This is a genomic window from Paraburkholderia phytofirmans PsJN, assembly GCF_000020125.1.
Lineage (GTDB): Bacteria > Pseudomonadota > Gammaproteobacteria > Burkholderiales > Burkholderiaceae > Paraburkholderia > Paraburkholderia phytofirmans.
On sequence record NC_010676.1, the window covers coordinates 928,660 to 948,482 of the forward strand.

Below are 19,823 nucleotides of genomic sequence, written 5' to 3' on the forward strand. Positions count from 1 at the left end.
AGATTAGTAACGTCAAAAATATCCATCCAGCGAGTTTTTATTGCGTTTCGTTAAATTAAACTTAACGGCGCCGTGGCCCCGCCGTGACCCGTTCACGGCGATGATCGCGTGCAACCCGCCGCTGCTGAGAGAGCTCCGCCATGAATACCCGCTTTGTCGAAACATTTCTGACGCTCGCCCGCCTGGGCAGTTTTCGCGCGACCGCCGCCGCCATGCACGCGACGCCTGCGGCGATTTCACTGCGCATCAAGACACTCGAAGCCGAGTTGGGCGTCGAGTTGATCGAGCGCGATGCCGCGGAATTTCAGCTCACGGCGAATGGCGAGCGGCTGCTCGCGCATGCGCGCTCGGTAGTGCAGGCCACGCGCTCGCTGCAACTGGCCGCGCAGGACGAGACGCAAGTGGCGACACGTTTGCGCCTCGGCGTGATCGAGACGGTGGTGCATAGCTGGCTGCCGGACTACATCCGGATGCTGAACCTGGAGTACAACCGCATCGTCGTGGACCTCACGGTCGATTCGAGCGCGATACTCGGCCCGCGTTTGCGCGCGGGCGAACTGGACCTGGCGATTCAGGTGGAAGAAACGGCGGAGCATGAGGCGTCGATCGTGTCGACCTTGCTGGCGAGCTATCCCGTGCGCTGGATCGCGCGCAGCGATCTGATTCCTGCCAGCCGCGCGAAACATGTGCAGACGGTGTTGAGCAAACCCGTGCTGACATTTGGCCGGGGCACCGCGCCGCAAATCGCCGTCGAAGCGATCGTGCAGGCGCTCGCGAAGCGCGCCGGTGTGCCGCTCGCGCAGACTCAGGTGACCTGCATGCCGTCGGTCGCGGTGATCGTGAAACTGCTGCGCGACGGCTTTGGAATCGCGGCGGTGCCCGCGCTATTCGTCGAGCCTTATCTGAGCAATGGGGAACTGGGACAATTGCAGGTGCGCCCACTTCCGCCGCCGATCGACGTCGCGATGTACTACCGCGACGATGCCGACGTCGGCGTGCTCGCGGCATCGCGTGTCGCGCGTAACGCGTGCGATCAGTATGCGAAGGCGATGGGGCGGCAGTTGATCGAGAAACGCTGAGGCACGCATGACGGACATGCCGCACATCATTCAACGCGCGTCGAGACGCCGCCGCGCGGTGGCCACGAGTCGATCGAACGGGAAAGTGCTGACGGCGAGCGCGGCGGTCTCCGGCAAGTATTCGCGCGCAATGTCGGTCAAGACCTGGCCCGGCGGCGCTTCGATCAGCACGTGCGCGCCCATTTCCTGCATCACCGTGAGTGCGTCGAACCAGCGTACCGTGTAGCGGATATTGGTGGCGAGGTCATTGCGGATCGCGTCCGCCGTATACAACGGACGGCCGCCGCGATTGCCGACGTAGATGCTTTGCGGCGTGTGAAAGGGCACGTCCTTTGCGTAGGCGACCAGTTCGTCCGAGGCTTGCGCGAGCAATTCGCAATGCGACGGCACGCTCACCGCGAGGCGCGTGGCCTTGCGCGCGCCCGCGGCCAGCGCGCGTTCGATAAAGGCGTCCAGTGCGTCATTCGCGCCCGCTATGACAATCTGGCGCGGCGCGTTCACGTTGCCGATAAAGACATGCTGCTGTGTTTCATCGACATGTCGTGCAGCGAGCGTTTCCACTTGATACTCGGTCAAGCCCGATATCGCTGCGAGACCGTAGCCGGACGGGTACGCGGTTTCCATCAATTCGGCGCGGCGGCGCACCATCTTCAATGCGTCTGCAAAATGAATCGCACCGCAACTCACGGCCGCGGGGTACGCGCCGACCGAAAGACCCGCGCTGATCCCCGGCATGAACCGTTCGGCGGCCAGCGCGCGCGTAAGCGCCACGCCTGCAACCGTCAAGCCGATTTGCACGGCGACGGTCGAGCGCAAGGCGTCCGGCGTGTCCAGTGTAAGCACATCGACGCCGAGCATCTGCGACGCTTCATCGAGCGTGTCGCGCACCGCATCATGCTCCGGCAGACGATGCAGGAACCCATCGGTCTGCGCGCCCTGACCTGGGAAAAGCAGCGCGAGCATCAGGCGTCGTCGCCGTGAGACGCGGGGTCCCACGGATCGGCGATCAGTTGCGGGCCGCGTGCGTGGCGGGCCAGCACACGCGGTTTGCCCGCTGCCCATTCGGCCAGCGCCACGCCGCCCGCGGGCGTATCGAGTTGCGCGTCCACGCGAACGCCGATGCGTTGCGCGAGCGCTTGCAGATAGTCGAGCAATTCAATCGCGAGGTTTCGCGTGAGAGGTTTTTCCTGCGTTCGGATAAGCAGATCGAGATCGCTCGATGCCGTCACCGTTGGTACTTGCGTCGCCAGTTCGAAACCAGCGCTGCCGGTCGGCCCCCAGACGAATGCATTCAACGGGCCGGTCGCGTTGTTTTGCAATGCAGCGAGTGCGGCGAAGGCGGGCAATGCATGACGGCCGGCGAGCGGTGCGCGTGAAAGAGCTTCCGGCGACACGGCGCTTACTACATCCGCCGACGATGCCCACGTGCCATAACGCTCCGAGCGCCCGACGCCGCGCATGCCGATCGCGACGAACCCATCCGCCGCCGGCGCGCGCCGGACGACTGCATACGGCGCGCGCCCGAACGCCTCGCGCACCCACGACGGTTCATTGTGGAATGCTTGCAGGCGTTGCAGACGCAGCAAGTCGTGCGGCCGCCATCGCGCATCGCACGACACCGCGTGATCGATTGCAAACGGCGGCGCGGCACACACTTGCATCACACGGCGTCCCATTGTTCGGCGAGACGCCGGCGCACTTCGATCGACGCCGCGCGATTCTTCTGCGCCGCCGCGGATTCCAGCCGATGCGCGAGATTGCGGCGGCCATCGTCGCGCACGCTGCGAATCTGCTCGCTCAACACCTGGCGCACGCGCTCGATCTGCGCGGTGTCCGGCGCATCGGCATCGACGCCTTCGATCAACTGATCGAGCAGGCCGAGTTTGGCGAATGACGCCATCGAGTACGACATCGGCACGATGGTTTCGCCGAGCGCGTCGAGCGCTTCGACCGTGCGGCGCGTGACGCGTGCGGCGGCTTCTTTGCCCATCGCATGAACCATGGTGCCGGGCGCGTCGAGCGCGACGATGCGGTTGCCTTGATAGCCGTGCGCGAGAAACGCGCCCGACATGGCTGGTCCGACGATCAGCGCGATCACCGGATGACCCGCGTCGCGCGCGGCGGCGTAGGCATCGACGGCCGCGGCGCAGGCGAGATGAATGCCGAGCATTTCCTCGCGATAGCCGTACGCCTGGCTTTTCACATCGACGATCGCGACAATCGGGCGGCGCGTGCCGCTCGCTTCGTCGCGCGCAATGGCGTCACGCACGGCGCGCGCGAGCCGCCAGCCCTGTTCGAGGCCGACCACGTTATCGGTCGCGCGTGGAAAGCGGTTGGCGGGGTCGGGCACGACCGAGAAGAAGTGCGCGGTCTCGCCGCCGAGCGGCGCGTCGCCGCTCAATACGGGCGCCTGAGTGCTCGAGTCACCGGCCAGCGCCTGGAACCAGCGCGCGCCGCGGCTAAGTTGTGCGTCGCTCATGCTTGCTCCTTGCACGATTCGTTTTGCGTTTGACGGTTGAACACGTCACGCATGTTTTCGGGCGTAACGCCGGCGGGATCGATCCGCGCGAGCCGGTCGAGGAACACGTCGACCTGTTCGGTGCGATGCGCGGCAGGCACGCCTTGCTCGAAGGCGGAACGCACGGCGGCGCGCACAGCGTCCGCATCGTCGTCGACCAACGTATCGGCGAGGGCCGTCGCCGTGCGCTGTTCGCCGCCGATCAGCTGCCACACGCGGCGGCGGTCGCTGGCGTCGAGTTCGTCGATGCCGGCTTCCTGTTCGATCACTTCGGGGCCGTTCATGCCGAGCCGCCCTTGCTTTGTGACGACCAGATACGAACACAACGCGGCCGCCAGCGACATGCCGCCAAAACAGCCGACCATGCCCGCGATCACACCGACCACCGGCACATGCCGGCGCAACGCGACGATCGCCGCCTGAATCTCCGCGATCACCGCGAGGCCGAGGTTGGCTTCCTGAAGCCGCACGCCGCCGGTTTCGAACAGCACGACCGGCCGCACGATCTTGCCGCGTTCGCAGTCGCGCAGGGCCAGTTCGAGCGCGGCGGCGATCTTGCTGCCCGACACTTCGCCGATGCTGCCACCCTGGAACGCGGACTCGATCGCGGCGACCACGGCGGGCTCGCCATCGATGGTGCCGCGCGCGATCACGCAGCCGTCGTCCGCCTGGCAGACGACGCCTTGCAACGGCAGCCACGGCGATTCGATCTTGTCGAACGGGCCGAGCAGTTCGCGGAAAGTGCCCGCATCGAGCAGCGAGCGGGCGCGCTCGCGCGCCGGCATTTCGATGAAACTCTCGCGCAGCATCGGCGCGGGTTGAGCGGTCGCAAGCGTATTCATGCGTCGTCTCCCTGTTCGGCGGCTTCGACGGCTTCCGCGAGGCGCAACGCCACCACGCCGGGCGTCGCGCCGAAGTCGTTGATCTCGATTTGCGCGGCGCCGTCGTAGCGCGTGAAAAAGCGGTCGAACACGCTCTTCCAGATGTGGCTGTAACCGTCGACGCTGGTGCGCACGACCACGTGCGCCGTCAGCGCGCTAGCCGGATCGGCGGGCGAGAGCAGCACTTCCAGATCGCCCGAGCCCACCACGCCGACATGCGCGCGGGTCTTGACGGCGCGTTTGGCCGGATAGTCGAAAGTCAGATGTTCCATGAGTCGAGGCTCCTGTCGGCGTCGTGATGCGCCAGCATGTCGAGAAAGAGGGTGGCGGCGAGCAGATCGGCTGCACCGCCGGGCGATGCGTTGAGCGTCAGCAAGTCGTGTTCGAGCGCGGCGAGCGCGGCGCGGCCCGCGGCCGTCGAACTGCCGCCCGCGTCCAGCACGCGTTGCGCGCCGTGTTGTCCGGCATGCAAACCGGGCAAGCCCGCGCGATGCAGCAGGCAGGTGTCGTCGAGCGTGGCCATGATCGAGAGCAGGGCGTCGACGCGCGCGGCGTTTTCGTCGATGCCTCGCTGACGCGCTGCAAGCAACGCGGGCAAGCCCACGTCGATCACATGCGGGAAGCCGTCTTGCGCTTCGCGGCGCGCGCCACCCACCTGGTAGCGCTGACGCGCGCGTTCGCCGTGACTGTCGGAAGGCGCGGCGAAGCGATCCGGGAAGCAGGCGATCTGCGCGGCGCGCGTGCTGATCCGCGCTGCGTTCGGACGCATGGCGCCGGCGGGCAGCGCTGCCCCCGCGACCAGCAGGCCGACGATCCAGATCGCACCGCGATGCGCGTTGCTGCCGCCCGTGGCATTCAGCATGTCGAGTTCGCCAGCGCGGCCGATCTGCGCAAGTTCGGTACGCAGCAACGCGGACGGTTCGCCGCGGCGGCGCGCCGCGCGGGCGAGCGCCGCGAAGGTCGGCTCGAGCGCCTGCGCCGAGCGCAGCATAGTGTCGAGGTCGAGGTCGCGATGCGCGCCGCTGCCGCGCCGGTCGACCAGCGCGGGCTTGGGCGTGAGCTGGGCTTCGTCGATCAGCGCGGTGATGGCGTAGCGGGCGAGTTGCGCGTCGGAAAGCGTACGTACAGCGTTAGCGCAGCGCGCCTGCGCTTCTTCCCGCGCGAGCAAAGCAGGGGACGCCATGCTCACCAGCTCCTGAAGCGCGCCGGCGGTTCGTACAGGCCGCCCGACCAGGTCACCAGATCGTCGATGCTGCGCGCCGCCAGCAGCGAGCGCTTGGCCTCGCCACGCCGGATGCCGAGATCCTCGGGATACGCGACGATGCCGCGTCGGCGCAATTCCGCCGTCTTCTCTGGCTTCGCGCGTAGTCCGATCGGCGTCACGCCGGCCACGGCGGCAATCGCCGCGCGCCGCTCGTCGATGCCTTCGGCCTTGTGCAGATGCGCGATGCCTTCCTCGGTGACCACATGGCTGACGTCGTCGCCGTAGATCATCACGGGTGCAATCGGCATGCCGCTTTTCGCGCCGACCGCGACGGCGTCGAGCTCATCGACGAAGGTCGGCTCGCCGCCTTTCTTGTAGGTCTCGGCCATCTGCACGACCAGCTTGTGGCCACGCGATACCGGACCCTCATCGCGCAGCAGCTTGAGCCACGCTTCGCTCGAATGGCGCCGGCCGCGCGGATCGTGGCCCATGTTCGGCGCACCGCCGAAGCCGGCGAGACGCCCGCGCGTGACCGTCGACGAATTCGCGTCGGCATCGATCTGCAAAGTCGAGCCGATGAACAGATCGACGCCGTATTGCCCGGCCAGCTGGCACAGCACGCGGTTCGAGCGCAGGCTGCCGTCGTTGCCGGTAAAGAACACGTCGGGACGCGCTTCGATATACCGCTCCATGCCGACTTCGCTGCCGAAACAATGGATGCTGTCCACCCAGCCCGACTCGATCGCGGGAATCATGGTGGGATGCGGATTGAGCGTCCAGTTGCGGCAGATCTTGCCCTTCAGGCCGAGCGATTCGCCGTACGTGGGCAGCAGCAATTCGATCGCGGCCGTGTCGAAGCCAATGCCGTGATTCAGTGACGTTACGCCGTAGGGCTCGTAGATGCCGCGAATCACCATCATCGCGGTCAGCACCTGCAGATCGCCGATATGGCGCGGATCGCGCGTGAACAGCGGTTCGACGGCGAACGGCCGGTCCGCTTGCACGACCACGTCGACCCATGAACCCGGAATGTCGACGCGCGGCAGTTCGTCGACGATCTCGTTGACCTGCACGATCACGATGCCATGCCGGAAGGCCGCCGCCTCGGCGATGGTGGGCGTGTCTTCGGTATTCGCGCCGGTGTACAGATTGCCATGACGGTCGGCCTTTTCCGCGCACAGCAGCGCGACGTGCGGCGTCAGATCCACGAACATGCGCGCGTACAACTCGACGTACGTATAGATCGCGCCGATTTCCAGCTGGCCGTCTTCGAGCAGTTGCGCGACGCGCAGGCTTTGCGGACCGGCAAACGAGAAGTCGACCTTATGCGCGATGCCGCGCTCGAACAGCGTCAGATGCTCGGGGCGGCCGATGCTCGAAATCAGCAGATGCACGTCGTGAATCTTCTGCGGATCGACCTTGGCGAACGAGCGGGAGAGGAAGTCGGCCTGCTTCTGGTTGTCGCCTTCGAGAGCGACGCGATCGCCCGGCTGAATCAGCGTTTCGAGCGCGTCGACGATGCGCTCCGGCGGCAGCACGCCGTCTTTGAGCCAGGGCGAAATGGCGGCGAGGCGGCGGTTCTTTTCGTCGCGGCGGGTGGTCCACGAACGGGCGGCGGTGGGTGTCGATACTGCGGACGCAGCGGCTTCGGCGGGTCGGTTCATCGGCTTAGTCAGCTCCCGGTGGTGGCGCGCGGGCGTCTGCCGCGCGGCTTGGGTTGATTCGCAAGCGCGGCTTCGGCCTGCGCGCGTTCGGTTAGGAAACGATAAAGCAGGTCGCCCGTGCCCAGCAGATGCGCGACGACCAGTTGCTGGGCGGCGGAAATGTCGCGGCATTCCACGGCGTCGAGCAGCGCGGCGTGTTCATTGTCGGACGCGCCCTTGTACGACGGCAAGCCGAACTTCAGACGCAGATACCGTTCACCCCGCCGATGCAGCGTGCCGATCATCTCCTCGAGTTGCGGACGGGCAGCGGGCGCGTACAGGCTCATGTGAAACGCCACATTGCGCGCGACGTAAAGCGATGGGTTCGCCTCGCGTTCGGCTGCGCGGCACAGGCTGGCGGATTCGCGCAACGTGGCCGCCGTGTGCCTGGGAATCGCGAGCCCGATGGCGAGACTCTCCAGCGCGGAGCGGATCTCGTAAATTTCGCGCGCTTCTTCCGCCGACAAAGGCGCGACGGTTGCGCCCTTATGCACGGCGGCTTTGGCCCAGCCTTCGCTCTCCAACTGACGCAGCGCTTCGCGCACGGGAATTGCGCTGACTGAAAAATGCCGCGCGATCGCGTCCTGCCGCAGCGGCGCGCCGGGCGCCAGCGTGCCGTCGACAATCGCCGCACGCAGCGCCTCCGCGATCACGCGGGACGTGCTCTCACGCGGCGCCGCCGCGGGTAACAGCGGGGTGCGCGCCGGGGCGTCCAGGGGAAAACCATCTATTGCGTCGCTCATGATATCAAATATTATATATAAAAATTCCACAATTAAACGCGGGCAAACCCGGAAAGATTTTCACCGTTCATTGCACGAAGGCCGCTGAGCGGTCGTGCAAGGGCGCGGCCGTTCATCGCAGACGCGCTATCTCGTCGTTCCTGTCACGTATGCCAACTGTTGGACCGGAGGAGCATGATGAATTCACTCACCGACCGCACGTCGGTCACGCGGCGCCGCACGCCGCTTAATCGTTCGCAGATCGCAGGTTTTTGGGGAGCGTGGGCAGGCTGGACGCTCGACGGGATGGACTCGTTCATCTACGCGCTCGTGCTGACGCCTGCCCTGACCGAACTGCTGCCGCGCTCGGGCTATGCGGCGACGCCGGCGAACGTCGGGCTGGCCGGCTCGATCCTATTCGCGCTGTTCCTGGTCGGGTGGGGGCTGTCGTTCATCTGGGGGCCGCTTGCGGACCGCTACGGCCGCACCAAGGTATTGGCCGGCACGATCTTCACGTTCGCCATTTTCACGGGACTGGCGGCGACCTCGCACAACGTGTGGGAGCTCGGCATCTATCGCTTCATTGCGGGCGTCGGCATCGGCGGCGAGTGGGCGCTGGCCGGGACTTATGTGGCCGAAGCGTGGCCGGAGGACCGCCGCAAGATGGGCGCGGGTTATCTGCAAACGGGCTACTACGCCGGGTTCTTCCTCGCCGCGGCGTTGAATTACACGATCGGCGTGCATTACGGCTGGCGCGCCATGTTCCTGACCGGCGCGGTGCCGGTGGTGGTCGCGATTCTGATCTTGCTGCGGGTGAAGGAGTCGGAGAAGTGGGAGAAGGCCGAGGCGCGCACCGTGCGAACCAAGCCGCTGCGCGAGATACTGGGACCGGCTTATCGGCGCCGCACGTGGGTCGCGTGCATTCTGCTGACGATCGCCATCATCGGGTTGTGGGCGGGCGCTGTGTACGAGCCGTCCGCCGTGATTCAGCTGGCGACCAAGGCCGGCATGGCGAAGAACGACGCGATCAGAACCGCTTCGCTGGCCACGGGGTTGTTGTCGATTGCGACGATCCTCGGCTGTCTCGCGCTGCCGCCGCTCGCTGAGCGCATCGGCCGCAAGAAGACCCTGGCGATTTACTTCCTCGGCATGGCGGTGGCGATCGTCGGCAGTTTCGGCTGGGCGTTTTATTTGCCGAATGGGCTCGCGCCGTTCATTGCGTGGCTCTTCGTGCTGGGTTTTTTCGGCGGCAATTTCGCGCTGTTCAGCTTGTGGCTGCCGGAGCAGTTCGAAACCCGCGTGCGGGCGACGGCCTTCGCGTTCTGCACGTCGTTTGGGCGGTTCGTCGGCGCGGGCGTCAACTTTCTACTCGGCGCGGCGGTGCTGCATATGCATACGCTCGGGGTGCCGGTGGCGTTGACGGCGATCGCGTTTATCGTCGGGCTGTTCGTGATTCCGTTTGCGCCGGAGACGCGGGGCGAAGTGTTGCCGCAGTAAGGTTGGTAGCTTGAACGAAGAGGGTCGCGCCGGCACCTTGGGCGTGCGGCGCGCCCCGCCTCAATCCACCTGCCGCCGCACCCGTCCGCCTGGCCGCAGCACCGAAAGCAACGGCCAGCCGAGATTCACCCCCAGACTCGCCACCACGATCAACGCCATGCCCGCCAGCTGCAACATCGACAATGTCCGTCCGTACACGAGCGCATCGACCACGATCGCCGTCAGCGGATACACGAACAGCAGCACGGCGATGATCGGCGTGCTCAGCTTGGGCAACGCGCCGTAAATCAGCACGTACGAAAGCCCCGTATGCAGTACGCCCATGCCGACTAGCCAGAACCACTGCATCGGTCCGATATGCACGGCAGTGAGCGGCGCGATAAACGGCAGGCACACCACACCGACCGCGCACTGCGCGAGCGTCAGCAGATGCGGACGCAAATTGCCGAGCCCTTTGGCGATCAGCGTGACGCTCGCATACAGCACCGATCCCACCAGCGCTTCGCCGATCCCGATCAGGTAGCTCGCATGACCTTGTAGGTTCTCCGTGGCCGCGACGCCCGACGCGAGCACGAGCCCCACAAAAGCAGTCGCGATCCAGCCGAGCCGGTCCATGCCGAGCCGCTCGTTGAACAACGCCGCGCCGATCAGCACGACCCAGAACGGCTGCACGTGAAACACCACGGTTGCGACCGCGATGCTGGTGCGATGAATCGCGTCGAAAAAACCGACCCACTGCGTGACCATCAGCACGCCCGAAATCAGCGCCAGCGCGACGGTGCGCCGCGTGAAATGCGCGCGAGTGAAGAAGCCCTTCCACGCGCAATACGCGGCGAGCGAGAGAAAGCCGAACAGGCAGCGAAAGAATACGAGCGTGAGCGCGCCGAGCTGCGCTTCCTCGACGAAGATGCCGAGCGTGCCCATCAGAAGCCCGCCGCTGGCCAGCGTGATGGCGCCTTGTTGACGTTGGGTGAGGGACATACGCAACGGCTCCGCGAATCGATGTGATGAGGTAATGCCCAGAGTATTGCGCGGCTTGCGCGGCACCGACAAACGAATTAAATTGAGCAATTCCATAAGCGGGATTGATAAATCATGCACCCCGAATTCGACGTCGATCTGCTGCGCACTTTCGTGGCGGTGGTGGAAACGGGCAGCTTCACGAAGGCGTCGACGACCGTGCATCGTTCGCAGGCGGCGGTCAGTATGCAGATCAAGCGGCTCGAAACCATGCTCGGCACGACGCTGTTCGCCCGCAATACACGCAATCTGTCGCTCACGCGGCCGGGCAATACGCTGCTCGAATACGCGCGGCGTGTGCTGGCGTTGCATGAGGAGGCGTGGTCGGCGATTGTTCGGCCGGAGGTGACAGGAAGAGTAGTACTCGGTGCGCCGGACGACTACGTGTCGTCGCTGCTGTCGCCCGTTTTGCGGCGCTTTTCGAATCTGTATCCGCACGTGGAAATCGAAATCGTCTGCGCGCAAAGCACGTCGCTCGCGCCCATGCTCGCTGACAACAAGATCGATCTTGCCTTCGTCACGCGCGACCGCAAGCTGCGCGGCGAATTCGTGCGTAGCGAGCCGATGGTGTGGGTGGGGGCGTCGGTGGATACGCCGGTGCTGGCGGCGTCGCCGCTGCCGGTGGGACTCTATGAGCCGGGCTGCGTGGCGCGCCAGCATACGCTGGCCGCGCTCGACGGCGCGCGGATCCGCTATCGCGCCGCGTTCAGCAGCGCGAGCCTGATGGGACTGGTGGCGACCGTGGATGCGGGGTTGTCGGTGATTGCGCTCACGCGTTGCAGCGTGCCGCCACGGTTCGCGATTCTCGGTGAAGCACAGGGTTTGCCGAAGATCGCGCCGCTGGAAATCGTGGTGGCGCGCAGCGCCAAATCGGATCGTCCGACTTGCGATTATCTGGCCGCGCAGATGATGCAGGATCTGTCGCAGCGGCCTCAGGCGCGTGGGGCTTCGGCTTAGGGGCGGGCAGAAGCGATTGTGCGGGTCGAGTTGCGGAAGGCGGCATTCAAGTTCGCCTTCGCACTTTTAATGTTCAAACGCTGCGTTCAAGCACGCGCATAAGCCGTCACTTCGCCATCCACCGCAAGCCGTACCTGCTCGCCCGGCCGCGGGCAGAGATAGCCCGGCACCCGCGCGCGCACCATCGTCCGCGCGTCGGAACGCAATTGCAGCGCGACGCCCGCGTCCTGCCCTTGAAAGATCACTTCCGTGACGACAGCGTCATACGTTGCCGCGCCGTTAGGCATCCTTTCTTCGGCGCGCAACAGACGGATCTGCTCGGGCCGCACCATCACGTCCACAGCGCCTTGGCCGGTCGGCCCGGACAACGACAACTCGCCGAGCTCGCACCTCACGCGATCCCGTATGGCCATGCCCGGCAACAACACCGCCTCGCCGACGAACGATGCCAGCTCGCGCGTCACTGGCCGGCGATAGAGCGTCTCCGGCGTCGCCGTCTGGATCAGCCGGCCGTTCCACAACACCGCCACTTCATGTCCGAGCGACAACGCCTCGGATTGATCGTGCGTGACCAGCACGGCCGTCGCGCCGGTCGCGGCCAACGCGCTGGCCACGGCTTGCCGGGTTTCGAGCCGCAAGGCGGCGTCGAGCGACGAGAAGGGTTCGTCGAGCATCACCAGCGTTGGCGACGGCGCGAGCGCACGCGCCAGCGCGACGCGCTGCTGCTGACCGCCCGACAACTGCTGCGGCGCGCGTTCGCCGAAATTCCCCGGCAAGCCGACCAGCTCCAGCAACTCGGCCACGCGATGCCGCGCGCGTCGCTGCGCGCGCGGCAAGCCGAACACGATGTTGTCCGCCACCGACAGATGCGGAAACAGCGCGCCTTCTTGCGGCACATAGCCGATGCGGCGCTGTTCGGAGGGCACATGCAGATCGTCGCCGACTACGCGGCGGCCGTCGATTTCGACACTGCCGCCGTCGGCGCGTTCGAAACCGCACAGCAAGCGCAGCAAGGTGGTCTTGCCGCTGCCCGACGGACCGAGCAGCGCCAGCAGTGTGCCGCGCTCGACGGAAAGATCGATGCCGTGCAGCACAGGCGTGCCGTCGAATGATTTTTGCAGCCCGCGGATACGAAGTTCGCTCATGAAAATCCGATGATAAAAGCGCTGCGCGTCAGCTGCGTTCGCCGAGCAGCGCCGATTTGCCGAGCAATGCGAACAGGAGGCCGGAAGCGAACAGCGAGATGCCGGTAAGCAACGCCGCGTAGGGCGCCGCCGCGGCGAACGCCATGGTCGACGTGTCGGCCCAGACTTGGGTGGCGAGCGTTTGCGTGTCGAGCGGGGAGAGCAGCAGCGTCGCGTTCAGTTCAGTGACGACCGAGATGAACACCATCGCCGCGGCCGCGCCGAGCCCCGGTCCGGCGAGCGGCAACACCACGCGCAACAGCGTCTGCGACCAGTTCAGGCCGAGTGCGCGCGCGGTCTCTTCGAGGCGCGGCTGCGCCTGCATGAAGGCGGCGCGCACACTGACGAGCGCAAGCGGCATGAACAGCATGGAGTAGGCGATCACCAGCAGCGTTGCGCTCTGATAGAGCGGTTGCAGCGCATGGACCGCGAGCGACACGATCGCCAGCGCGATCACCAGCCCCGGCACGCCCTGCGCGAGAAACACCGTGCGTTCGAACAGAGTCGCGAAACGGGTCGGATAGCGCACTAGCAGGAACGCCAGCGGCACCACGAGCAAGGTGGTCAGCAACGCCGCGGCAAGCCCGAAACCGAGCGACGAAATCGTGGCATTGAACAGCAGTTCGGGCGACACATCAGCCGGCGTGACGGCTGCCGCGCCCGGCTGCGTGAGCCAGTAGCCGATCATGCCGAGCGGCACGCCGAGCGTGGTGACTGACAGCAACGCAAGGCCGGCGACGACGATCCAGCGCCAAACGCCGAGCTCGTAGCGCAAGACCGCGCGACGTGTGCCGCGATCGACGCGTTCATAACGCGCCGCGCCGCGCACGCGAAACTCGAATGCCAGCACGATCAGGCAGATCACGATCAACAGGCAAGCGAGCAGCGAAGCGCCGCCGCCATCGAAACTGGTGCGGAATTCCGCGTAGATCTGCGTGGTGAAGGTACGAAAACGCAGCAGCGTAAATGCGCCGAACTCGGACAGCACGCCGAGCGCGACCAGCAGCATGCCGCCGAGCAACGCGGGGCGCAGTTGCGGCAGCACCACGCGAATGAACGTGGTCCAACGGTTGCAACCGAGTGCGCGAGCGCTTTCTTCGAGCGCCGGATCCATGCCGCGCAACGCGGCGGCAACCGGCAGATAGACCAGCGGAAAATACGCACAGGTCAGCACGAGCAACGCGCCCGTGAAGTCCTGCAGATCCTGACTCAGCGACACCCACGCATAGCTCGAAATAAACGCGGGCATGGCGAGCGGCGCGGCGCTCAACACGGCCCACGCGCGGCGCCCCGGCAAATGCGTGCGTTCGACGAACCACGCAGCCGCTGTGCCGATCACGGCCGAGACCAGCGTGGTCGAGACAGTGATCGTCAACGTGTTGATCAGCAATTCGCCGACCAGCGGCCGGAAGATCAGGTCAATCGCTTCGGCCGCCCCGAAGCTCGCGGCACACCAGAACGTAAACGCAATCGGCAGCAACACCAGCAAAGCGCTGAGTGCCGCTGCCGCGAACAGCCCGCGAGGCGCACGCGAACGGGCGCGCGCCGGGACCGTGGAGACAGCCGGTGGCCCGGCTGACAATGCTTCGCTCATTACAGCAGGCCTGCCTGGCGCAGCAGCTTGCCGGCCTGGCTATCGTCGCCGAGTTGCTGGATCGTCAGCGGCGGCGGGCTCAGTTCGGCGAACGGCTTGAGGATCGGATCCGGTGCGACGCCGGCGTGCAGCGGATACTCGAACATCACATGGCTCTTGGCCATCAATTCCTGCGCGCGCTCGCTGACGAGATACGCGAGAAACTTCTGCGCGCCGTCCGTGTTGTGCGCGGACTTCAGCACCGCCGCACCCGACACGTTCACGGCCGCGCCGGCGTCGCCGTTGGCGAAGTGATAGATCGCGCTGCGGGTCTTGGCGTCGCCGAGTTCGGCATGCAGACGCGCCCAGTAGTAGTTGTTGATCAGACCGGTCGCGACACCGCCGCGGTTCACGGCGGCGACCACGCCTTCGTCGTCGTCGAAAATCTGCGCGTTGGCTTTCAGGCCCTTGAGCCATTGCACCGTTTGCGCTTCGCCCTTCAGCGCAAGCACGGCGGAGACGAGCGGCAGAAAGTCGCCGTCGCTCGGGGCAATGCCGATCTTGCCTTTCCATTCCGGCTTGGCGAGATCGAACAGCGATTGCGGCAGTTGCGATGCCTGGACCTTGGTGGTGTTGTAGGCGAGCACGTTTTCACGCGCGGTCACCGCAACCCATGCGCCGGTCGGCGAGTTGAAGCGCGCCGGCACGGTGGCGAGCGTCGAGGCGTCCACCTTGTTGAGCAGGCCTTTCTCTTCGAGCAGCATCAGCTCCGGCGAGTTTTCCGTGAAGTACACGTCGGCGGGCGTGGCGGCGCCTTCGGCGACGATCTGCGCGGCCATCGCCGGGCCTTCGCCGTTGCGGATCTTCACCGAGATGCCCGATTGCTTTTCGAAGTCCTTGGCGAGCAGATTGACGACCTGCTCGTGCTGCGCGTTATACAGCGTGATCGACGCGGCCTCGGCCGCCGACGGCACCGTCGCGAAAGCAGCCAGCGTGAGGGCGACTGCGCTGCCTAGCGAAGTGGCCACGGCACGCAGACGCGTGCCAAACGAGTTGTAAGCCATGATCCAGAAGTCCGTGGTGATGTTGTAGTGATCTGTGTTGTTGTCGACTGCGTCTGCTTTACGTCTCGAACAATCCCGCGCCGATATACGAACCCGGCTTCGCGCCCGGCGGCACGGCAAAAATCGCGCTGCCGACGTGCGTCGTGAACTGGTTCATCATGTCGAACTTCGCGAGCCTGTCGTTGATCGGAATGAAGCCGGTACGCGGGTCGCTCTGATGCGCGATGAAGATGAGCCCCGCGTCGTACTCGGTTTCCTGGCGCCATGGCGGCCAGCGCTCGATGTAGAAATTCGTGCCGTCGTTGTACGAGTACGAACGGCGCAAAATCTGCGCGCCGTTATTGCTCGCCTGATTCGACAGACGCACGTGCGAGTTCTCGGGGATCACCGGGTTCCCGTCCTTGTCTTCTTCCTTCAGGTCGACGGCATCGAACTCGTTCTTTTTGCCGATCGGCGCGCCGCTGTATTTGTGGCGCCCGAACACCTGTTCCTGGAAGTCCAGTTCGGTGTTGTCCCAGTGCTCCAGCGTGATGCGGATGCGCCGCACGACGGTGTAGGTGCCGCCTTCCATCCACGGCGCGTCGGCGCTGGCGCCGGCCCACACGAACTGGTTCATCAGCGGCGGCCTGGCGGTGGAGGGATTGTTGGTGCCGTCCTTGAAGCCCATCAGATTGCGCGGCGTCTGACCGCGCGGACCCGACAGGAAACCGGCCTGGCCCCAGCGCATCGCCGCCGTGCCGTACGCCATGCGCGACAATTGGCGCACGGCGTGAAACGCCACTTGCGCGTCGTTCGCGCAGGCCTGGATGTACAGGTCGCCGCCGGTCTTTTCCTTGATCAACTGGTCACCGTTAAAGCGCGGCAGATCGACGAGCGCGGCGGGGCGGCGCGCGGCGAGTCCGTAGCGGTCCTTACCTTCATGAGTGAAGAGACCCGGGCCGAAGCCGAACGTGATCGTCAGTCCGTTGGGGCCGAGACCGAGTACGTCGCCGGAATCGGGTGCGGCTTTATTCTGGTCCGCGTCGCCGGTGGGCAGCGGCGCGGCCGTGCCGCCTTGCGTGAGACGCGCGGCCGCCTCGGTCCAGGCGCGCAGCAGGGCGATCACGTCCTCGCGCTTCTCGGTGGTGAGATCGAGCGCGGCGACGTAGGTATGACTTTGCTGCGGCGTGACGATGCCGCCCTGATGCACGCCGTAGAACGGCTCGACGGCCAGTTGCGGATCGGCGGCGTGCGGCTGTGTCTTGCCGAGCGCGTTCTGCGACGTCGCCAGACTTGCGCCGAGGCTCGCGCCGGCGGCAACCGCGGCGCCGCCCGCCTTGAGAAACCCGCGCCGTGAAGGCCGCGGGGGTTGATCGTTTGCCATGATTACTTCACCTTCATTCGGCTTGGAGACATTCAATTTATTTCGCGAGCACCAGCGTGTTCACGTCGTCCTGCACGTAGTAGAAACCGTCGCCTTCAGGTGTCATCGCGAGGCCGAACAGATCGCCGTTGCCCGGCGGCGATTGCGCCTTGTCGGTGTCGATCCAGCGCGCGTAGATCTGCTTGCCGCTGGCCGGATCGATTTCGACGATCTGGCCGTTCAGCGCGTTGGTGACGAGCAGGTGGCCGTTGGGCGCGGTCACCATCGCGAGCGGCCGGTGCAGCAGGCCGTCGGCCGTCAGTTGACGGCCGACGCCCGCGCTCGTGTCGCGCGTCATCGGTTCGTCGATTTCGGTGATGCGGTTGCCGATCGCGTCGGACACGTACAGCAGTTTCTGATCGGGCGACAGCGCGAGGCCGGTCGGGCCGACGAGGAACACGCCCTTGTCGGCCTGCGCGCCGAAGCCGCTGCCCACCACCGTTTCCTTCTTCACGACCGGCGGCTTGCCGGCCGGCACGTCGAGGTCCAGACGCAGCACGGTGGCCTGCTTGAACACCGGCGGATTGCCGTCCGCGCCGCCCACGCCGAAGCCGGCCATGCTGACGAACAGCGTCGCGCTGCCGCCGTTGTCGACGACCGCCATGTTGCCCCACGGATCGTTGATGTTCGGGCTACTGATGGTCGCGGCGACCTTGCCTTGCGGATCGATCACGATCAGACAGCCGGCGCCCTTGGTGCCGGTGGTGCCGTCGTTGCTCGGCGTGCTGCCGACGATCACGTAGCCGGACTTGAGCATGGTCATCGCGGTCGAGAGGCCGATGCCGCCCGGACATTCCTTCAGATCGCGCGGCACCGTCGCGAACACCGTCATCTCCCTGGTGTCCGGGTGGTAGTTGATGATCGTGCTGCCGGTGCCCTGCAGATTCGTTGAGTTATTGAAGTTGCCGACCAGTACGTCGCCTTGCTTGACGGTGCCCGCCGTGACCGGCGCGACCACCACAGCGTACGGATTCTGGTCGCCGTTGCCCGGCACGGTGTTGATCAGCGTGGTGTGGTGCTTGACGGTTTCGAGGAAACCTTGCGGCTCGGCGTGCGCGCTGCCGGCGCTCACCAATGCAGCCGCGCCGAGAGCGGCGGCAAACAAAGGCCATGCGAGGACCCGCGCGGCGCGCGGCGAAAACTTGCGCGAGGGATTGTTCACGATTGGGCCTCCGTGCCTGCGCACAAAGCGGTGATTGCGGTCATGATCGAAAGCATGGGATTCGATTTGGTCGGTAGCGTGTGAATTGGGCGCGGTCATCAGAAGTTGATGTTGGTCCGCACGCCGATGACGAACGTGTTGCGCAGCGGCTGCGTCGGATCGTTCGGATTCTGGCCGGCACCGGCGTTGAACGTGTATTGCGCGTCGGCTTGCACTTGCCACCACGGATTGACCTGGTACTGATAGGTCGCTTCGAGCGCGGTTTCGCTGGTTCGCACGCCGTACGGTCCGTTGGTGAACGCGCGGGTATCCGCATCGAGTCCGTTCACATGATTGCCGACCTTGATGTAGGTAAGCGCAAGGCCCACGCTGTCGTTGTCGCGGCCTTGGAACGGCGCTTTCATCACGACGCCGACGTTCGCCGCGAGGCTGACCAGGTTGCGGTCGCCGGGCGCGCCCATCACGCGCGCGAACACGCCGATGCTGCGCGGCTCGTCAGGATCGGGACGCCAGATCATCTGGTCGGCCACCGCGTAGATGCTGTAGTCGCCGCGATGATTCTGGGCGACGCCGCTCGTGGCCGGATTCGCGAGCGACAAGCCGGTGTTGTCGTAGCGTTGATCCGCGAAGCTGCCGTTGTTGTACCAGACGCCGAGCTTGTAGGTGCCGGGCAAACCGCCGCCGCCCGCGCCGACCATCTCGCCGTCGGCCGGCTGGTTGATCGCATACTGCAACTCGCCGATGAACAGCGTGCCGTTGTGCAGATTGAAGTTGGTGCCGCTCTTGTTGTTCGGGTTGTTGCCGAGCGGGTCGCCGTCGTACACGCCGGCGAGAGCCGTCAACGAAGGCGTGATCTGGCCGCGCACGCGCACGCCGAGGTCGGACAGCGGATACGCCGGACCGCCTGAGGGCATGTCGTACGAAGGCAGCGCGGGCCAGCCGAACATCGTGTTGACGAACAGCGCCGAGTATTGGCTCGTGATGAATTCCTGGTCGATGCTTTGCTGACCGATCTTCACGTCGATGCGTTTGTTCAGGAACGATTGCTGGTACCACAATTCCCACAGACGGGTCGTGTCGTCCGCTTCGATGCCGCTCGCCGTATTCAGCGTGCCGAGCTTGTTGGCGCTGAGATTCGCGCCATGTATCTGCAACGCGCTGACGTTGAACAGGCCGCCCGGCAGGCCGAACGCTTTTTGCGTGTCCAGTTGCACGGTGGCGGTCGTCAGGCCATCGTAGTCGGCGCCTTTCGCGAGACCGCCGCGCAGATTGGCAAGCACTTCGCTGGTCTCGGTGAGCGTGAAGGTCACGCCGTATTTGCCGAGCCAGGGGCGCAGGCCGCCGATGTCGCCAAGCATCTGCTGGCGATTCCAGAAACCGGTCCACTGGTTCGCCTGGGTCGCCTGAATCTTCAGGTCGGCCTCGGGCGCTTCGGGCGCGGCGTCGGGATTGGCTTCGGCCATGGCGACGCCGGCTGTCAGCGACGCCCAGGCGAACGCCGTGCAGAGGGCGGCACGCCGCACCGAGGGCAAACGCGAGTGGCGCGTGAGAGCGGCGCGCGGCGCGGAATCGCGAAACGGACGCGCTTGTGCGCCAGGTCCGTTGAAATGGGCGAACTTCATCGAAATCCTTATTGGTGTTGTATCGACTCATTGAAACCATCGCGGCGCGTCGCCGCCTGCCCGCGATTTGCCCTATCGGTTCGCGACGCCGACACAGCAGATGGCGAGATCGTACGCATGCGAATTTGGTGAGTCAACACAAATGAGAACGATTCGCATCAATATTACTGACGTATAACTTTGCGCTTTACGGACTGCTACTAAACCGCATTTGCACGTAATTCGCAGCGAATGT

The 19,823-nt window shown here is 65.4% G+C and carries 18 protein-coding genes; 3 read left to right on the forward strand and 15 right to left on the reverse strand.

Annotation, left to right across the window (positions count from 1 at the left end):
• The first annotated feature begins 140 nt into the window (after positions 1-140).
• A complete protein-coding gene (locus BPHYT_RS23900) occupies positions 141-1,079 on the forward strand; it encodes a LysR family transcriptional regulator (protein WP_012426691.1) in 939 nt (312 codons plus the stop codon).
• A 30-nt stretch (positions 1,080-1,109) separates the two neighbouring features.
• Here the strand turns inward: BPHYT_RS23900 and mdcH are convergent, their stop codons facing one another.
• Genes mdcH through BPHYT_RS23940 form a run of 8 tightly spaced genes read right to left on the reverse strand, consistent with a single transcriptional unit; the run spans position 1,110 to position 8,128 of the window.
• Positions 1,110-2,042 carry a malonate decarboxylase subunit epsilon gene (gene mdcH / locus BPHYT_RS23905; RefSeq protein WP_012426692.1) on the reverse strand — a complete coding sequence of 311 codons (933 nt, stop codon included), beginning with the start codon at positions 2,040-2,042 and terminating at the stop codon, positions 1,110-1,112.
• Positions 2,042-2,740, reverse strand: coding sequence for a malonate decarboxylase holo-ACP synthase (locus tag BPHYT_RS23910; protein WP_012426693.1), 699 nt, complete (start codon positions 2,738-2,740; stop codon positions 2,042-2,044). Before BPHYT_RS23910 ends, mdcH begins: the two co-directional genes overlap by 1 nt.
• Complete coding sequence (gene mdcE, locus BPHYT_RS23915) at positions 2,740-3,558, reverse strand: biotin-independent malonate decarboxylase subunit gamma (RefSeq protein WP_012426694.1); 819 nt, start codon at positions 3,556-3,558, stop codon at positions 2,740-2,742. Before mdcE ends, BPHYT_RS23910 begins: the two co-directional genes overlap by 1 nt.
• Positions 3,555-4,439 carry a biotin-independent malonate decarboxylase subunit beta gene (locus BPHYT_RS23920; protein ID WP_012426695.1) on the reverse strand — a complete coding sequence of 295 codons (885 nt, stop codon included), beginning with the start codon at positions 4,437-4,439 and terminating at the stop codon, positions 3,555-3,557. The genes mdcE and BPHYT_RS23920 overlap by 4 nt, the downstream gene beginning before the upstream one ends.
• Entirely contained in the window at positions 4,436-4,750 is a 315-nt protein-coding gene (locus BPHYT_RS23925) for a malonate decarboxylase subunit delta (RefSeq protein WP_012426696.1), read from the reverse strand. Before BPHYT_RS23925 ends, BPHYT_RS23920 begins: the two co-directional genes overlap by 4 nt.
• Positions 4,738-5,661, reverse strand: coding sequence for a triphosphoribosyl-dephospho-CoA synthase (locus BPHYT_RS23930; protein WP_012426697.1), 924 nt, complete (start codon positions 5,659-5,661; stop codon positions 4,738-4,740). Before BPHYT_RS23930 ends, BPHYT_RS23925 begins: the two co-directional genes overlap by 13 nt.
• A gap of 2 nt (positions 5,662-5,663) precedes the next feature.
• On the reverse strand, positions 5,664-7,346 hold the full coding sequence (gene mdcA, locus BPHYT_RS23935; RefSeq protein ID WP_012426698.1) for a malonate decarboxylase subunit alpha: 1,683 nt from the start codon (positions 7,344-7,346) through the stop codon (positions 5,664-5,666).
• 8 nt (positions 7,347-7,354) lie between these two features.
• The gene (locus BPHYT_RS23940) at positions 7,355-8,128 is read right to left on the reverse strand and encodes a GntR family transcriptional regulator (RefSeq protein ID WP_012426699.1); all 774 of its coding nucleotides are present in this window, start codon (positions 8,126-8,128) and stop codon (positions 7,355-7,357) included.
• Positions 8,129-8,305: 177 nt separating this feature from the next.
• On the opposite strand from BPHYT_RS23940, the gene BPHYT_RS23945 reads away from it, so the two are divergent.
• The gene (locus BPHYT_RS23945; protein WP_012426700.1) at positions 8,306-9,604 is read left to right on the forward strand and encodes an MFS transporter; all 1,299 of its coding nucleotides are present in this window, start codon (positions 8,306-8,308) and stop codon (positions 9,602-9,604) included.
• Positions 9,605-9,664: 60 nt separating this feature from the next.
• On the opposite strand, the gene BPHYT_RS23950 is transcribed toward BPHYT_RS23945, so the two are convergent.
• Positions 9,665-10,585, reverse strand: a complete 921-nt coding sequence (locus BPHYT_RS23950; RefSeq protein WP_012426701.1) for a DMT family transporter — start codon at positions 10,583-10,585, stop codon at positions 9,665-9,667.
• A 114-nt stretch (positions 10,586-10,699) separates the two neighbouring features.
• Here BPHYT_RS23950 and BPHYT_RS23955 point away from each other — a divergent pair, with 114 nt between their 5' ends.
• Positions 10,700-11,581 carry a LysR substrate-binding domain-containing protein gene (locus tag BPHYT_RS23955; protein WP_012426702.1) on the forward strand — a complete coding sequence of 294 codons (882 nt, stop codon included), beginning with the start codon at positions 10,700-10,702 and terminating at the stop codon, positions 11,579-11,581.
• Positions 11,582-11,667: 86 nt separating this feature from the next.
• Here the strand turns inward: BPHYT_RS23955 and BPHYT_RS23960 are convergent, their stop codons facing one another.
• The 6 genes from BPHYT_RS23960 to BPHYT_RS23985 form a co-directional block, all read right to left on the reverse strand.
• Positions 11,668-12,726, reverse strand: coding sequence for an ABC transporter ATP-binding protein (locus BPHYT_RS23960; RefSeq protein WP_012426703.1), 1,059 nt, complete (start codon positions 12,724-12,726; stop codon positions 11,668-11,670).
• A gap of 28 nt (positions 12,727-12,754) precedes the next feature.
• Entirely contained in the window at positions 12,755-14,359 is a 1,605-nt protein-coding gene (locus tag BPHYT_RS23965; protein WP_012426704.1) for an ABC transporter permease, read from the reverse strand.
• Positions 14,359-15,402 (reverse strand): iron ABC transporter substrate-binding protein, encoded by a 1,044-nt coding sequence (locus BPHYT_RS23970; RefSeq protein WP_012426705.1) that lies wholly within the window; start codon positions 15,400-15,402, stop codon positions 14,359-14,361. Before BPHYT_RS23970 ends, BPHYT_RS23965 begins: the two co-directional genes overlap by 1 nt.
• A 58-nt stretch (positions 15,403-15,460) precedes the next feature.
• The gene (gene efeB, locus BPHYT_RS23975; protein WP_012426706.1) at positions 15,461-16,765 is read right to left on the reverse strand and encodes an iron uptake transporter deferrochelatase/peroxidase subunit; all 1,305 of its coding nucleotides are present in this window, start codon (positions 16,763-16,765) and stop codon (positions 15,461-15,463) included.
• A gap of 37 nt (positions 16,766-16,802) precedes the next feature.
• On the reverse strand, positions 16,803-17,966 hold the full coding sequence (locus tag BPHYT_RS23980; RefSeq protein ID WP_041759571.1) for an NHL repeat-containing protein: 1,164 nt from the start codon (positions 17,964-17,966) through the stop codon (positions 16,803-16,805).
• Positions 17,967-18,064: 98 nt separating this feature from the next.
• Positions 18,065-19,588, reverse strand: a complete 1,524-nt coding sequence (locus BPHYT_RS23985; protein WP_012426708.1) for a carbohydrate porin — start codon at positions 19,586-19,588, stop codon at positions 18,065-18,067.
• Between the last annotated feature and the right edge of the window lie 235 nt (positions 19,589-19,823).

What these genes read in the sequence shown, in the direction of transcription:
- BPHYT_RS23950 (WP_012426701.1), bottom strand. Translation starts at nt 10,585, where the DNA reads ATGTCCCTCACCCAACGTCAACAAGGCGCCATCACGCTGGCCAGCGGC.
- BPHYT_RS23970 (WP_012426705.1), bottom strand. Translation starts at nt 15,402, where the DNA reads ATGGCTTACAACTCGTTTGGCACGCGTCTGCGTGCCGTGGCCACTTCG.
- BPHYT_RS23930 (WP_012426697.1), bottom strand. Translation starts at nt 5,661, where the DNA reads ATGGCGTCCCCTGCTTTGCTCGCGCGGGAAGAAGCGCAGGCGCGCTGC.
- BPHYT_RS23920 (WP_012426695.1), bottom strand. Translation starts at nt 4,439, where the DNA reads ATGAATACGCTTGCGACCGCTCAACCCGCGCCGATGCTGCGCGAGAGT.
- BPHYT_RS23965 (WP_012426704.1), bottom strand. Translation starts at nt 14,359, where the DNA reads ATGAGCGAAGCATTGTCAGCCGGGCCACCGGCTGTCTCCACGGTCCCG.
- BPHYT_RS23945 (WP_012426700.1), top strand. Translation starts at nt 8,306, where the DNA reads ATGAATTCACTCACCGACCGCACGTCGGTCACGCGGCGCCGCACGCCG.
- BPHYT_RS23925 (WP_012426696.1), bottom strand. Translation starts at nt 4,750, where the DNA reads ATGGAACATCTGACTTTCGACTATCCGGCCAAACGCGCCGTCAAGACC.
- mdcH (WP_012426692.1), bottom strand. Translation starts at nt 2,042, where the DNA reads ATGCTCGCGCTGCTTTTCCCAGGTCAGGGCGCGCAGACCGATGGGTTC.
- efeB (WP_012426706.1), bottom strand. Translation starts at nt 16,765, where the DNA reads ATGGCAAACGATCAACCCCCGCGGCCTTCACGGCGCGGGTTTCTCAAG.
- BPHYT_RS23900 (WP_012426691.1), top strand. Translation starts at nt 141, where the DNA reads ATGAATACCCGCTTTGTCGAAACATTTCTGACGCTCGCCCGCCTGGGC.
- BPHYT_RS23910 (WP_012426693.1), bottom strand. Translation starts at nt 2,740, where the DNA reads ATGCAAGTGTGTGCCGCGCCGCCGTTTGCAATCGATCACGCGGTGTCG.
- mdcA (WP_012426698.1), bottom strand. Translation starts at nt 7,346, where the DNA reads ATGAACCGACCCGCCGAAGCCGCTGCGTCCGCAGTATCGACACCCACC.
- BPHYT_RS23960 (WP_012426703.1), bottom strand. Translation starts at nt 12,726, where the DNA reads ATGAGCGAACTTCGTATCCGCGGGCTGCAAAAATCATTCGACGGCACG.
- BPHYT_RS23955 (WP_012426702.1), top strand. Translation starts at nt 10,700, where the DNA reads ATGCACCCCGAATTCGACGTCGATCTGCTGCGCACTTTCGTGGCGGTG.
- BPHYT_RS23940 (WP_012426699.1), bottom strand. Translation starts at nt 8,128, where the DNA reads ATGAGCGACGCAATAGATGGTTTTCCCCTGGACGCCCCGGCGCGCACC.
- mdcE (WP_012426694.1), bottom strand. Translation starts at nt 3,558, where the DNA reads ATGAGCGACGCACAACTTAGCCGCGGCGCGCGCTGGTTCCAGGCGCTG.
- BPHYT_RS23985 (WP_012426708.1), bottom strand. Translation starts at nt 19,588, where the DNA reads ATGAAGTTCGCCCATTTCAACGGACCTGGCGCACAAGCGCGTCCGTTT.